The following is a 13,781-nucleotide window of genomic DNA, read 5'->3' on the forward strand; positions in this document are numbered from 1 at the left end:
TACTTTAGAGTTTCTTTGCCAACAGAGCCGTTAAACCGGGAAGCCCTTGTTGCCGAATTATGGGGGCAAACTCAGCGCGTTTGCTTTGCACCAGGCTAACGCCCTCCACGATTAAATCGTAGGCTTTCCAGTCACCACTTTTGTCCAGTCTTAGTTTAAATTGCATTTGAATGTCAGGCTTGCCCTTATCTTTGACGATGGCATTTACTGCAACCTTATCTTTGCCTTTTTCGTGCTTTACGGGTTCAAATACAACCGTCTGATCTTGGTAATAATTCAAAGAGGAGGCATAGGTTATCTTGATGTACCCTTTAAACACATCCAGGTAGGCTTGAATGTCTTGTTTTGCAGACGAATTGGCACTGCTGCCTAAAATCAGCAAGCCGCTGTAAACATGATCCACGTGAGGTAACAGTGTTTGTTGAATAACCTCTTCGAAGGCTTTTGGATCAGCGTTGTTTTCCTTGCGTAACTGCCTGATGGCAGTAAAAGTGTCATTAGCCACTTTTTCGATAAATACTCCCGGATTGACAGGTTCTGCTTCTGCTTGCGCCGCGAGTAACAATGCGCCCATAACACCGACAAACAGTAGTAAATTCTTCATTGTGGTTTCCGGGCCCCGCGCTTTGTATTGTTTTTTCATCATTATTTTATCCGCAAATCCATACAACAAACCAAACTCCCCAAAAGCAATAATTTCAAGATTCAAAAACATTTCAAGACACTAACCGTGATGAAAAAGTCACATTATTGTGTTTCTTCAGCTTTTTCTTCTGGCTCGTAAGTAAACTCATAAAAGATATCCAGCGCATTAGACAAGCCGCTGACAGCTTCGAGATAAAGTTGTGGCAACACCTGATAACGCAGCGCAACTTCTGACACAGCATCAAATACCCCTACGCCATAAGTTAGTTTTACGTTGGGTGCGATGGTACCACTTACCGCCACTTTTGAACTGTCTCCCTGCCCTTCCATACCCAAACTTAAATCATTGATGCCGAAGTTTTCGCCCAATTTTGACACCACATTTTCTGATTGGTTTAACCCGTAACTGATCAACGCATTGGCTAGTACTGTCTCTTGCGAATCATTACTTCTCGCTCCTAAAGCTCGCCCCGTCAATAAATAAGACAGCGCTTGAGATTGAGCCATTTCCGGGGAAGAGAAAACACTAACGGTAGGTTGCCGGGCGGGCCCGGTTACTCTCAAACCTGCGATTACGCCATCAGAAGTCACTTGTGGTTCCCGAATTGCTTCTATTTGCAATGATGGAAATTCCAATGGGCCATTAAAAAGCAGATCCCCTTGTCGAATTTGCAGGTTTTGGCCGTAAGCTTTGTAGATACCATCTAACAACGAGACTTCACCATTTGCGTTAATGTTGCCTTTGCCCTGAATGTTTAAATTACCTGTCAGCGCAGTGGTCAGCCCGAAAGCTTCAAGATTTACGGTTTTATTCTTGCCTGGGTCCAGCAATAACTTCAGGTCAAGATCAATCACCGGACCTTTTGCCACAGTGCTCGTTGACTCTTCTGGTAAACGTATGTCTGCACTAGGTTTAAGCGCCGAATCCGGTATCGACTGCAATTTTATCACCGCTTCAGGCACCTGCAGAATACCTGTCACTTTCAGTTCCGTTTCAGAAAGTGCGATATCCAGATCCGGGGAGACACTGAGTTGCGCCATCATATGGTCATTGTAAGTTAATTTTTGTCCCTGAATCTTTAACCTGGCCATGCCACCGTCAAACCAACTTGCATTGCCAGTTAAGGTTGCCGGGCCATCTCCCATGTTAAATTGCCCTTGAGTCAGCAGTTCATGGCCATCAAAGGTAATTTGCTGGCTTAAAGCACTGATGTCGAGCCCTAACTCTTTACTTACTAAGGCGGCATCAGAGAGGATTACATTGCCATACATCGCCAACTTTTCATCACTAAATTGTGCATTTACATTGCCATTTATCGTCCCGTTTAGTGTTTCAACTTGAGGCACGAGAAAGACCCAAGGCGATAATTCCAGGCTGGAAATCTGAGCCGCCATTTGTAATTCTTGTATATCAATTTGTGAGAAATCAGAGGCCAATGGCAAACTGGAATTAAGCTGTACTTGTCCTAAGGTTTCGCTCTGTAACTGCAATTGCGCCACCAGTTGTCCTTGCTGGAAACGGGTATCAAAACCCAAAGTGTTCAGATAAAACTTTTGCTCTTCATCTAAAAACTGCCAATTGCCCGGCGAAAAGCCTCCTTGTGCCTGCAAACGATTTACGCCAAGTTGATTTCCCTCCAGGTCAACACTGAAGTTAAAAACCGTGTCGGTTTGCAATTGCTTAAGTTGTGAATGACTGCCTCTAAGCCACTGACCAAGCGGTAAATCCCGTCCCCGTAACTCACCTTTGTAGTGCCCTTGCTCAAAACTGAGCTGTTTAACACAAAAACTGGCTGCCGGATGATTTTCCCAACACCCGGCTCCCAGCTGATATTGCTGCTCCTGCCAATCAAGATTGGCATTCATCGCTTCCATCAATTGAAAGGTAATGTCATTGTGAGTCACTTCACTGGTTAACAACTGTCCGTTCCAGCGTGCGTTTTGCAAACCTCCTTGTAGGCTTGCATCCACCTGTAACCACTGAGATAAAATATTAAAATCAATATCGTGCCGGGCCGAACTTCCCGTTGAATTAATACTTACATCTAAACTGATGTCGTCTGCCACTTTGAGTTGCTCTGCAGAGAATTGGATGCGAAATGGACTTTCTGAAGTCCACGCCAAAGCGATGTCAGACTGCCATTGGGCAATGCTGTATTGCTCAAAGGAGAGCTGACTGCCCTGCCCCTTAAACAGGATTTGTGGCTGTTGCAACGGGCCATCAACATTAAATTTTGCCTGCAGGCTACCATTTGCTTTCGGGTGTATCTGCGTTAAATTGCCAAGCTGAAGATCTCCATCAGCTTGCAGCTTACCAGCCTCATCGAATTGCACGTTGCCTGTTATTGAATTCTCCGCCAGAACAAGATTCAGATCCGTCAACGCCAATTGGCCGCTATTTTGATAGCGCAAACCTGAAGTCAATGTGGCCGTTTGTTGATTCCAGATGGTATCCAGATTGAGCTGTTTACTTTTAACCTGCCAATCTGACTCAACAATTGACAGGGATACATCAGTGATAAGGTTTAACAAACCAATGTCTTGAGGTACGTAACGTTTGGTATTTATGTGCTTTGCGTCAATATCAAGTAACAGCTGTGGATGTTGCTGCGGATTAATACTTCCCACAAGGTTGACCTGACCATCTACCGAGGTGAGCTTAAGCTGTTTAACCTCTACCTGTTGTGGGCTGCCCGTTAGTGTTAAATCGATGTGGGTATCAGACCACCAAGGCGTTGTAGCGAGCCCATCGAGTTTTATTTGCAAATCTTGTAGCTCTCCAGTCACCGCTAAATTTGCATTGCTAAAAGCTCCTGTATCCGGGGTAGTCAGGTGGTGCAACTGTCCGCTTATAGTGATGGGCAACCGCGCTGAAGTCAGGTCGGTTTGTAATCGAAAATCGCCCTTCAACGACAGCTCAGGATAACGACTTTCGACGCTCGTTTGTAATTTCAGGTTTGAAGGTTTGCCGTTAGCGCTTAACTGCACTTCTGCCTGTTCAGCAATGCTCTGCAACTGCATATCAAGCTGGTAACTCTTATCAATTTTAAGACTTGCCCTTGTACGAGTATTGAAGGCATTGAGCTCCACTAATTGCAGCGCAGCAAAGTTTTCATTGAGCTGCGCTGAAAGTTTTATTTGTGGAATATGTAAAGTCTTATTTTGCGCTTGATGTAGGCTAAGATCAGTAATTTTTAATAGTCTCGCCTGCAATAATAGCGGCACATTAAATTGCGGCAATTCGATTGGCCGATACTGGATACCGGCTAGTTGTCGTAGCTGCTGCTCCACAGACAAAAGCTCTTTCGCTGCTTGCTCAGGTAGAAAAACCTGCACGCCATCGAGGTCAAGCTGAGAGAGATTAAGCAGGGTATAAAAATCAAAAGACGAGGATAAGGTCTGTAACTTAAATAATGGTTCGTCATTTTCAGAGACGGAAAACCTGTCGAGCTTCAGTTGCTTCACTTGCACAGGTAGTGGCAGCGAAAAAGGAAAAGTGGATAAAGAAGAATTATCACTGCTGATATCAGAAACCTGCGATTGAGCAGCGACAAGATTCAAACGGCTGCCCTGAACGACAAGCTGCTCAACACACACTTTAAAACGCCACAAACACCGCAAATCAAGGCGCAACTGGACGCTATCTATCTGCGCATTCAAAGAGGGTTCATCCAGTTTGATTTGTTCAAATATCAGTGTTTCTGCCAGGCTGCCTTGCGCTTTTTCGACACTCAGCGGTGCATAAGACTTGGTTGCGAAAGTTGCAACCAATTTTGCCCCAAGGGAGGTATAAATCAGTACAGCAAAAACCAGCAAGACGATAACGCAGCTATATAAAATGGCTTTGGCCGTATTCTTTGAAATCCGTCCAAAGCTGGATTTTATTGGCATAGTAAAATCCCTGTGGCTAATGCTTTCAAGTGGATGCAAACCTTTCTGATCACAGCGACGCTCCCAGCGAGAAATGAATACGCCAGGTGGACTCCAAAGAGCTATTTCCTCTGGCCAAATACACTCTCAGCGGTCCCACTGGTGTTATCCAGTGTACTCCAGCTCCGACACCTGTCGCCACGTCATCAAACAGCGACATGCCAGCGTTACCAGCATCCGCAAACAGCGCCAGTCGCCAGTCAGGCAATAAACTGTAACTATACTCCACACTCGCAGTGTATAAATATTTACCTCCGATTAGCTGTTCAGCTTCGTCAATCGGCGCCAGGGTTTCATAACCAAAACCTCTGACACTCTGATCTCCTCCGGCGAAAAAACGCAATGAAGACGGTACCTCAGCAAAGTTGTCGCTGCTCAAAGCGCCTAACTCTGCCCTGGCAAACCATTGATGATTGCCAAAACTGCGCAACCAACGGCTTTGTGCTACAAACCTGAGCAGGTCAATGTCACTTAATATTGATTTACTGCCACCTTCAATAGATAGAAACTGCTTGTCTCCCCAAAATGGAGTGAGCCCGCCCTGACTGCGAAAACGCGTGTAAGTTACCCCCGGTAGTAACAATGACGTGGTTTGCTGCTCTGCGTTAGCTTGTGTGAAGGTTTCCCGGTTATAGCGCAGTTGCGCTATACGTTGCCAGTCATCGTCCTGGGTAATCCAATGACGCTTTGCTGCCAAGGTCAAAATATTGCTTTGAGTGTCGTTGTCATCTGTATGCTTTAACCCCAATTGCAAGCTGATGAAATTGCGGGCCGGATCCTGCAGTGGCATGCGATAGCGAGCGGCCAGTGATTGTTCGATAAAAGAAGCAGAGAGTTCTGTTTCAATACTATGTCCGGCTTTATTCAATCTGGATCGCTGCCAGCTGAATTTCGCTCTGGGCCCGGTATCTGAGGATACCCCACCACCAATATTAAATTCATTAGCTGGTTTGAACTGATAAACCACCTCCAGGGGTACCTGTAATTCTTTTGCTTGTGATACCAAAGGCCGGACAAAAACCGAGGTAAAATAGCCCGAGCGTTTTAACTGTTCAGTAAACTGATTTAACACCACAGAATCATATTCATCGCCAGGCTGAAAAGGACGCAAAGCCATAATCAAAGCTCGGTCATCGGGATCCGCTAAATTTATCAGTTCCCCGAAGCGATATCTTGGCCCGACACTGACTTCCAGAACGATATCCGCTGATAGTTTGTCCGCCTGTAACTGCACGTCGTGACGCTCGAATTTAAAGTCGAAGTAGCCTTTGAGCAGCGCATTTCCCGTGGTATCTGATTTCCACTGTTCGTAAAGCTTGTGGTGGAACTTATCTCCGGACTTGAAGGGAAAGCTACTGTTTATTTGTCGTAACAACGTATCATTGTCGGTCTTATCCAGCAGTGCTATCTCAACTGAATTGACCAACAAGGACGGACCTAATTCAACCTCCAATAGCCAGCTGTCACAGTCTGTTTTGGTAGCAGGTTCAAGGCTATTGATATGAGCCTTGTAATAACCTTTGGCTTTGAGGGCGGTATCCACCGCTGCCCACACTTTTTTTCGATAACGGTTGCTGATCACGCAATTTTCAGCGGATGAAAACACACTGACATGTAAATTGATGTTGTTCAGTACCGGAGCAGGAATGGATTCCGCCCCGATTATCTCAATCGCGGTAGCCGATTGCAGCCACAACAAAGCCCCCAGCCATAACATCAAGCCGCTGCGACATTGTCTCAATAGTGCTAACAAGCGTTTAATTTCCTCCGATGAAAACCAGCTCACAACAGAAATAAAGTACCTAACCCCAGGAACGCCACAAATCCCACGATATCCGTTACCGTAGTCAGGATCACTGAGCCGGAAAGCGCCGGATCGATTTTCAGTTTATCCAGAATAATGGGCAACGATACGCCTGCCAGTGCAGCAGCAATGATATTGCAAAGTATCGCAAGGGCAATGACCACACCAAGCAAAGGATCGGTAAACCAAAAAGAAGCCACAATACCAATCACTATCGCCCAGATTATGCCATTAAGCCCGCCAACTCTAAGTTCCTTTTGCAACAAAGCATTGCGGTTGCCTTTAGTTACCTGTCCAAGGGCCAAACCGCGCACAATCAGGGTTAGTGTTTGACTCCCGGCAATCCCCCCCATACTAGCAACAACGGGCATAAGCACCGCCAGTGCCACCACTTGCTGTAACGTGGCCTCAAATAATCCAATAAACCATGAAGCCAGAAACGCTGTCAGTAAATTAATTCCCAACCAAACCGCTCGACTTTGTGCACTTTTGCGTACTGGCGCGAATAAATCTTCATCCTCATCCATACCGGCAGATGACATCACCTGGCGCTCATAATTCTCATTCACGAGTTCCGACGCAGTCACCATATCCACCCGCCCTAACAACGTATTGTTGCTATCAACCGCGGGTAAGGCACTGAAACCGGAGCGTTGTACCAAGCGCGAAGCATTGATACTGTCGTCTTCCACTCGCACAACATCAATGTACTCTTCTGAAATTTCCACCAAAGGCAGGTGCTCGGGCGCACCAAAAACATTAGTGAGTTTTACCGCTTCGGTAAAATGACCAGCACGGTTAACCAAAAAGATACAGTCTGTGAGGTCGGGCACATTGCGCCGAATTAAGCGCAACGCATCACGCACCTTGGCACTTATGGGTAATACCAATACCTCATGGCTTAACCAATGACCAACCTGATCATCAGAGAATAAGCTGGCATCCTGAAAGTATTTGCGCTGTTGTTTATTCATCACTGACAATGCGCTTTCTACCAGGCGGTCAGGCAATGAATCCGCCAATTCCAGCAGAACTTCCGCATCCATATCAGTGAACAGTTGCAGCCATTCATCGTTATCCGTGGCATCAATGAGCACTTCCCGCGGATCCCCCCGCATGGCCACCAGCACATCAATCTTTTTGTGCTTAGGCACCTCACTCCAAACCGAAAGGCGTTGCTCAACGGGTAGCGACTCTAATACCAGTGCAATATCAGAAGCGTCTTCTTCCAACATCATGTTGGCAACCGAATCGCTCTCCCCCGTCAGTGGCGCAGATACCACTTCTTGAATTAGATTGGGTAAGGGGTCAGACATTCTGTAATCCTCTGATATATCAGTATTTATTGTGATGATAGCAAGTGCTCATATCACTACAACTCTAAAGCCGAAATAGTTCGCTTTTGATCTGATGGTTTTGCAAGCTTATTTTTAGTCAGGGCAATTTGATAGACAAGAATGGGCACTCTGCAGTCACATTTTTTATTATCAAAATACTTGTGACTTTAGATCATTCTACTGCGTCTACAGGCTTAACCCGGAAGGCAGTGCGTTTGCTTCCGACTTATAACGCTATCGATACAAGCAAGGCATAGATAGCCATTGATTACATTACTGGTATTCGCTACCAAAGAGTCTGTTATGCGAAATGAACGTCAAAATGTCAGTACTAAACTGCTAGGCTTCAATATTGATTTAATTGGTCTTAAGGCCAAACTACACAAAAACCACCTTGTACAACAATACCGTGATGCACTGCATGTCGCATTCTCTGACGGTATGGCCTTTGTATTCGACTACGGTGTTATTTCTACCTGGTCACTGACTGACGAAGAAAAAAGCCAGCTATTAGACAAAGTATTAACTTGCACCAAACAAAACAGTGAGAACCACGATTGGGAAACCATGCCCTATCGCATCGAAGCGGGGTCAAGTCTGTCGATTCGAGACGACCAGATTCGTCTACCTGATAATGACATGTTTACCTTGTTAGCCGTAAGCCATGCCCTGGCACAATCAGAAAAATTAGAGCAATTTGAATCTCTTGCCGAAAAAACTATCAGCGAGCATGCACATTTGTCTGCCACATTGGCCAAAACCGGAAAAATTCCGCTTTCAAGAAAAGCGTTGGCTCGAGCCAGAGGTAGCCTGTTCCAGACACGTAGCGATATTGTACTGCGTTACAACCTGCTCGATACGCCCGAATTCTTCTGGGAATATCCTGAGCAGGAAAGCAACTATCTACAGATTTCTCGATATCTGGAGCTGCAACCGCGAGTTGAATTGCTTAACCTGAAACTCGGTACAATCAACGAATTACTGGAAATGTTGGCTGCTGAGCAAAATCACAAACACTCGGCGTTTCTGGAATGGATTATCATTTACCTGATTGCGGTGGACATTATTCTGTATTTTGGACACTGATAAGCCATTAAACAGCAAAAAAATGTAACGCAACTGAGTTACAAGTAGCTAAACTAATGAAACTGATATTCCAGTTGAACAAAAATTTGAGAGCTGCAACTCAGTGCAACAAAAATCAGAGTACAAACTCAAAAGACGATGACATCGAGCAGGAAACGCCGAGTCTTAAGAGAAATCCCCCCTAAGGTCTGATAAACACAGGTTTAGAATAATATGGCAGAAGCACTGATTATCGGGAATACCCTGATCAAACCGGGCTCTAGGGTAAAACTGGAATTACCCGCAGCAAAACTTTATACCGACACGGAAATATCCATTCCGGTTGAGGTCATTCATGCTCGCAAACCCGGCCCGGTTATCTTCATCAGTGCCGCAATTCACGGTGATGAATTAAATGGCATCGAAATTATCCGACGGCTGCTGACCAAAAAGTCGTTTCGTTTGTCTAAAGGCACTATCATTGCTGTGCCCATTGTTAACGTTTATGGCATGCTCAATCAAAGTCGCTATATGCCGGATCGCCGCGATTTAAATCGCAGCTTTCCGGGCTCAGCAAAAGGCTCGTTAACGGGGCGTCTGGCCCACTTATTTCTGTCAGAGATAGTGAGTAAATGCCAATACGGTATCGATTTGCACACAGGTGCCATTCATCGCAGTAATTTCCCGCAAATACGCGCCAACCTGAATGATGAAGAAACCATGGAGTTAGCCAGAACTTTTGGCGTGCCGGTGGTGCTCAATGCAGAAATCAGGGAAGGTTCATTACGTGAAGCCGCCGCCTCTAAAGGTTGTAAAGTGCTTCTATATGAAGCCGGGCAAGCCCTTCGATTTGATGAGCTTTCCATTCGCGCGGGGCTAAAAGGCGTACTCAATGTGCTATCGCAACTGGGTATGATCCGCAAGCGTAAGCCCTCAAAAACTGTAGAGCCCTTTATCTCAAATCACAGCTTTTGGGTAAGAGCCATTAGTAGTGGAACGGTGACAGACCGCAAACGTTTGGGCGACCATGTTAAAAAAGGCGATGTTTTAGCTGAAATTAACAGCCCAATTGGCGACACAGTTGATTTGCTAAAAGCACCCAATAGTGGTGTTATTATCGGTAAGCAAAACATCCCGCTTGTGCAGGAAGGTGACGCCATGTATCACATTGCAGATTTTGAAACGCCCAGGCAAGTGGCTGAGCACATAGAACAACTGCAAGATGACTTATTACCTGAAGAAGATAATAAAACGATGGACCAGGATTTATGAGCAACAATACACAACACCCACAATTTGACGGCAAAATGGTAATTGGTGTCGCCGAGAAAATCGATTTACCGGAGTTGGGCTTGTCCAGCGTCGCGACTCGCATCGACACTGGTGCTAAAACTTCGGCGCTACATGTTGATCACATCGACGTAGACGAAGAAGCCGGTAAAGTGAAATTTTGGTTTCACCCCGACTCACACGACGTGGACAAAATCATAAAGTGCTCTGCCAAGATACACGATATTCGTTGGGTTAAGTCGTCAAATGGTGAAAAAGAACGTCGTTGTGTCATTAAAACTCCGGCTCAAATTGGAGATTTACATTGGGACATCGAGCTAACTCTCACCGACCGCTCCGTCATGAAGCACTTGATGTTGCTGGGCAGAGAAGCACTTACAACCCATTTTATGATAGACCCTTCAGACGATTACCTGGCGGATTGATATGTGCTGCAAGGAAAAAATATAAAATCAGCCACCACTTTAAAAATGGTAACGGGTTAAGGCAAAGGAGCGTATTTAAGTGACAGAACAACTGATTAAAAGTATTACCTGGCTTATTGATGGTCGTCACGAGGTGCACCCAGCCGTTAAAGATAAAGTGTTAACCTTAGCCAAATTGCAACAAGCGAAAATCAACCTGATTTTCGACAACAGATTACGGGCTCGCGAGCGTCATTATTGGTTTTTATTCGAGCAATCTGAGCAAGTGGAAAGCGATTGGCGTCAACAGCAAGAACTCAAACAACAAGCACTTAAAGACGCGCTTGAGGAAAGCCAGATTTCATATAACTTTGAAATCGTAGAAAATGCGAATTATCTAGATAGTATTAAAAAATACCAGAAAACCATCAAGGGCAGCCTGATTATCATTCAGGATCAAGCCCCAGGTGACCGCCACCCAATGTTTCAAGACCTGGCCAGTATCAATTGTCACATTTTACTTTTAACTCACAAGCCTTGGTCAAAAAATATGAGCCTGTTGGGTGCAGTGGATCCGATGCACGAAAATGCGCGGCCTGATGATATGGATTTTGTCATCTCCAGAAAAACCCAACACCTGGCGAAATTATTTAAATGTGAATGGTTTATCGGTCACGCCTGTCATATCCCTGCTTCCTTTGTTCAATACAAACATAAAATATCCACTTTGCATCGACAGGGACTGGACGATTTTATGGAGCGTATTGGAATCACCGGCAAGCATGGTATCTTACTGGCAGGTGTTCCGGAGCGTGCACTAACCGACTGGATTACCAGACAAAAAACCGATATTTTATTGCTCGGCAATGTCACTCGTAATGCCCTGTTATCACACCTAGTGGGTAGCACCACCACGGCGTTACTTAACAAACCTCCCTGTGACATGCTACTGGTAAAAAGTCAGTCAGCAGAATAATCATCAGGGCTCTGAATTGTATGAAACGTAGTCGGAACTTAAAGCTTAAATTTAAGCCCTAACTGAAAGCGCTGTTGCCCTTCATTGAGTTCCAGTTTACTGAACCAGTCCAGGCCCCATTCAGGCAAGAATTGCCCTTCGATTTCCAGTGTCATGGCATGCCCATAATCGACAAAGTCTTCAGTTAATTCAGCTCGCTCACCAAAGCCATCACTGGCGTAACTGTAATAAGCGAAGTACTCTATATTTTCTTCCATTAAGCGCGTTTCGCCCGCAAGACTCAGCACCACTTTAGAGCGATGATTGTCAAGACGATTTATCAGCTCAAAAGACAGCAGATGGGCGTCACTTAGCTTGTGAGTAATTTCCCCACGAGCAAAATTGTTACTCAACATGTGCTCAAGCCCCAACTCAAACCCCGTGATGTCATTGAATCTCGAACTCAATTCAAATTCTGCGTAGTTGAGGCTTTTTCCGCCTTCCCAAAAATCCGGGTCTCCAGCGTCGATCAATTCACCTATAACCCACTCAATTTGGGTATGGGGAGAACGCTGATAAACCTGGCGAACACCGGTAATCCAGCCATCTTTTGACAAACCAGTAGAAGAAACTCGTCCCTTGTAAGTAGGAATAACCCCGATTTCAGTCTTACCTTGTTCATTCTGGTGCCTCAAATAAAGGCGTCGGAAATGGAAGTGATGAGTTTCATCGGCACCAAAGGTATTGTAGCTGGAAGCAAAACTATCCCCCGTTACCGCAAATCCATTGAGACTCCAAAAACTGTCTTCAAAGGTCAATTGCGGATAAAAACGCACGCGATATTGATAACGTGGCGATTTTTCAGAACGATAATCTGCTCGGGTGGAAACGTCGGTTTTACTACTAAATACCTGCGCATATGAAGAGAAACTCAGCGCAACAAGCGTAATACTCCAAATAAACAAACTTGTCACTTTATCCACTGCGTTGCTCAACCACCTTTTCCCGTTCTTTGAACTAAATATAACATACCCCAAACAAAGACTACTTCGTGAAAACCTCACAATATATCAGAAGACCAGCTTACCTGTGCAGTAGCAACACTTATAAGCCCTCAGCCACTGCCTCCTATGAACAAAAATGAAAACCAAATGATATTCGATGGTGAATAATAGAATTCACATTTTCTGCACATTTAAATGGGATAAGAGGGACCGTGCAACATGAGTTCGATTATTGAGCAGTAGAGGAGAAAAACATGTCATCTTTGGCGAGCTTTAGTGTCAATGGCACTGAATATCAAATTTCAAATGAAAATATGGATATGGAAACGCTAAAAGCACTACTTAAAAAAGTCATCAATCCTGAAGGCGATCCGGCCATTGAGAAGCTACTTAACCCCAACAATGACAATATTGATTGGTTTGATGCCTTATTAAGCAATACAAATAGCCAGTCGGGAAAAGAACCGCAACTCTGTGAAGCCGACGATGAAGAACTATTGAATTCACTTTAAGTCAGCGGGTTGCCATTTAGCTTCGTTAGTTATGTCCCACTTCTGACGAATCTCTTTGTAGACCCCCTGGGCTTCGAGTAGACTCATTGCAGAAGATAAAGATTGGACGTAATGGTTACCGATGTCCAAATTACAAGCCAAATAGAAATAGAGTGTCAATTCGGGAACATTTAAAACCGGACGCAAACGTTGCCTCTGAGTTGGACTTTTCAACCGATAACGCAATAACTCTTCACTCAACAACACAAGATCAATGCTTCTGGACGGAACAAACAACAAGGCCAATAGTGTTTCATAACTATGATGTACGTATAAATTCTGTCCCTCTACAAAACCATTTTCCAGCAAATATTGGTGAGAAGCATCATCTTTAAGTGCTGCCACCTTATAATTCAATACGTCAGTTACATTATTGATTTCAAAGGTGCGATTGTTTAATCCGTAAAAAGCAGTCGAAACGCTGGCAAGTTGCCCAACCCATTGCAAGTGAGCTTCTCTTTGAGGTAAGCGGGAAGTAGAAAACAAACAGGCTTCGGGATCGCGAAGTGTGCGTTGATATGAAATGGACCAAGAGTATGACTCAATAGCATAAGGAATGTCAGCAGACTGAAAAGCCAACTTAACCATTTCTGTACTGGCCCCTGAGATTTCATCACCTTGTACCACCTGATAAGGCGGCAGATGCTCTGTCAGTAGTAAAAGTGGTCGTGCCCATGTGACTGGGCACAGCACGATTAAAAGTATTAAGCAACGCATCATTAAAAACTGTTTACTATTTATTCATAGGCTGCCTTTAAAGTACAAATAACGCAAGAAGTTAAAATTAGCTGAGTAA

General features: G+C 44.8%; 11 protein-coding genes. 5 read left to right on the forward strand and 6 right to left on the reverse strand.

All coding sequences use genetic code 11. The features are described 5' to 3' along the window. Positions 1-4: 4 nt before the first annotated feature. The 4 genes from ACXAGP_RS02445 to ACXAGP_RS02460 form a co-directional block, all read right to left on the reverse strand. Positions 5-604, reverse strand: coding sequence for an MlaC/ttg2D family ABC transporter substrate-binding protein (locus ACXAGP_RS02445; RefSeq protein ID WP_475259297.1), 600 nt, complete (start codon positions 602-604; stop codon positions 5-7). Positions 605-747: 143 nt separating this feature from the next. Then, complete coding sequence (locus ACXAGP_RS02450) at positions 748-4,536, reverse strand: translocation/assembly module TamB domain-containing protein (RefSeq protein WP_475259298.1); 3,789 nt, start codon at positions 4,534-4,536, stop codon at positions 748-750. A gap of 49 nt (positions 4,537-4,585) precedes the next feature. Then, entirely contained in the window at positions 4,586-6,361 is a 1,776-nt protein-coding gene (locus ACXAGP_RS02455) for an autotransporter assembly complex protein TamA (protein ID WP_475259299.1), read from the reverse strand. Next, positions 6,358-7,695 carry a magnesium transporter gene (locus tag ACXAGP_RS02460; protein ID WP_475259300.1) on the reverse strand — a complete coding sequence of 446 codons (1,338 nt, stop codon included), beginning with the start codon at positions 7,693-7,695 and terminating at the stop codon, positions 6,358-6,360. Before ACXAGP_RS02460 ends, ACXAGP_RS02455 begins: the two co-directional genes overlap by 4 nt. A gap of 324 nt (positions 7,696-8,019) precedes the next feature. Between ACXAGP_RS02460 and ACXAGP_RS02465 the strand changes: the two genes are divergently transcribed. The 4 genes from ACXAGP_RS02465 to ACXAGP_RS02480 all read left to right on the forward strand — a co-directional run bounded on the left by ACXAGP_RS02465 (position 8,020) and on the right by ACXAGP_RS02480 (position 11,451). Then, positions 8,020-8,802 carry an RMD1 family protein gene (locus ACXAGP_RS02465; RefSeq protein ID WP_475259301.1) on the forward strand — a complete coding sequence of 261 codons (783 nt, stop codon included), beginning with the start codon at positions 8,020-8,022 and terminating at the stop codon, positions 8,800-8,802. 213 nt (positions 8,803-9,015) lie between these two features. Further along, on the forward strand, positions 9,016-10,053 hold the full coding sequence (locus ACXAGP_RS02470) for a succinylglutamate desuccinylase/aspartoacylase family protein (RefSeq protein ID WP_338293071.1): 1,038 nt from the start codon (positions 9,016-9,018) through the stop codon (positions 10,051-10,053). Continuing rightward, positions 10,050-10,496 carry an ATP-dependent zinc protease family protein gene (locus tag ACXAGP_RS02475; RefSeq protein ID WP_475259302.1) on the forward strand — a complete coding sequence of 149 codons (447 nt, stop codon included), beginning with the start codon at positions 10,050-10,052 and terminating at the stop codon, positions 10,494-10,496. The genes ACXAGP_RS02470 and ACXAGP_RS02475 overlap by 4 nt, the downstream gene beginning before the upstream one ends. A gap of 79 nt (positions 10,497-10,575) precedes the next feature. Further along, positions 10,576-11,451, forward strand: coding sequence for a universal stress protein (locus ACXAGP_RS02480; protein ID WP_475259303.1), 876 nt, complete (start codon positions 10,576-10,578; stop codon positions 11,449-11,451). Between the two features lie 38 nt (positions 11,452-11,489). On the opposite strand, the gene ACXAGP_RS02485 is transcribed toward ACXAGP_RS02480, so the two are convergent. Further along, a complete protein-coding gene (locus ACXAGP_RS02485; RefSeq protein WP_475259304.1) occupies positions 11,490-12,413 on the reverse strand; it encodes a hypothetical protein in 924 nt (307 codons plus the stop codon). 275 nt (positions 12,414-12,688) lie between these two features. Between ACXAGP_RS02485 and ACXAGP_RS02490 the strand changes: the two genes are divergently transcribed. Continuing rightward, positions 12,689-12,946, forward strand: a complete 258-nt coding sequence (locus ACXAGP_RS02490; protein ID WP_475259305.1) for a hypothetical protein — start codon at positions 12,689-12,691, stop codon at positions 12,944-12,946. Here ACXAGP_RS02490 and ACXAGP_RS02495 read toward each other — a convergent pair. Then, on the reverse strand, positions 12,938-13,705 hold the full coding sequence (locus ACXAGP_RS02495) for a hypothetical protein (protein WP_475259307.1): 768 nt from the start codon (positions 13,703-13,705) through the stop codon (positions 12,938-12,940). The genes ACXAGP_RS02490 and ACXAGP_RS02495 overlap by 9 nt on opposite strands. Positions 13,706-13,781: the final 76 nt, after the last annotated feature.

Source organism: Planctobacterium sp. AWM4_229 (genome assembly GCF_056160305.1).

Excerpts from the sequence above, each read along its gene's own strand:
- ACXAGP_RS02460 (WP_475259300.1), bottom strand. The coding sequence starts at position 7,695 with ATGTCTGACCCCTTACCCAATCTAATTCAAGAAGTGGTATCTGCGCCA.
- ACXAGP_RS02495 (WP_475259307.1), bottom strand. The coding sequence starts at position 13,705 with ATGATGCGTTGCTTAATACTTTTAATCGTGCTGTGCCCAGTCACATGG.
- ACXAGP_RS02470 (WP_338293071.1), top strand. The coding sequence starts at position 9,016 with ATGGCAGAAGCACTGATTATCGGGAATACCCTGATCAAACCGGGCTCT.
- ACXAGP_RS02450 (WP_475259298.1), bottom strand. The coding sequence starts at position 4,536 with ATGCCAATAAAATCCAGCTTTGGACGGATTTCAAAGAATACGGCCAAA.
- ACXAGP_RS02490 (WP_475259305.1), top strand. The coding sequence starts at position 12,689 with ATGTCATCTTTGGCGAGCTTTAGTGTCAATGGCACTGAATATCAAATT.
- ACXAGP_RS02465 (WP_475259301.1), top strand. The coding sequence starts at position 8,020 with ATGCGAAATGAACGTCAAAATGTCAGTACTAAACTGCTAGGCTTCAAT.
- ACXAGP_RS02445 (WP_475259297.1), bottom strand. The coding sequence starts at position 604 with ATGAAGAATTTACTACTGTTTGTCGGTGTTATGGGCGCATTGTTACTC.
- ACXAGP_RS02475 (WP_475259302.1), top strand. The coding sequence starts at position 10,050 with ATGAGCAACAATACACAACACCCACAATTTGACGGCAAAATGGTAATT.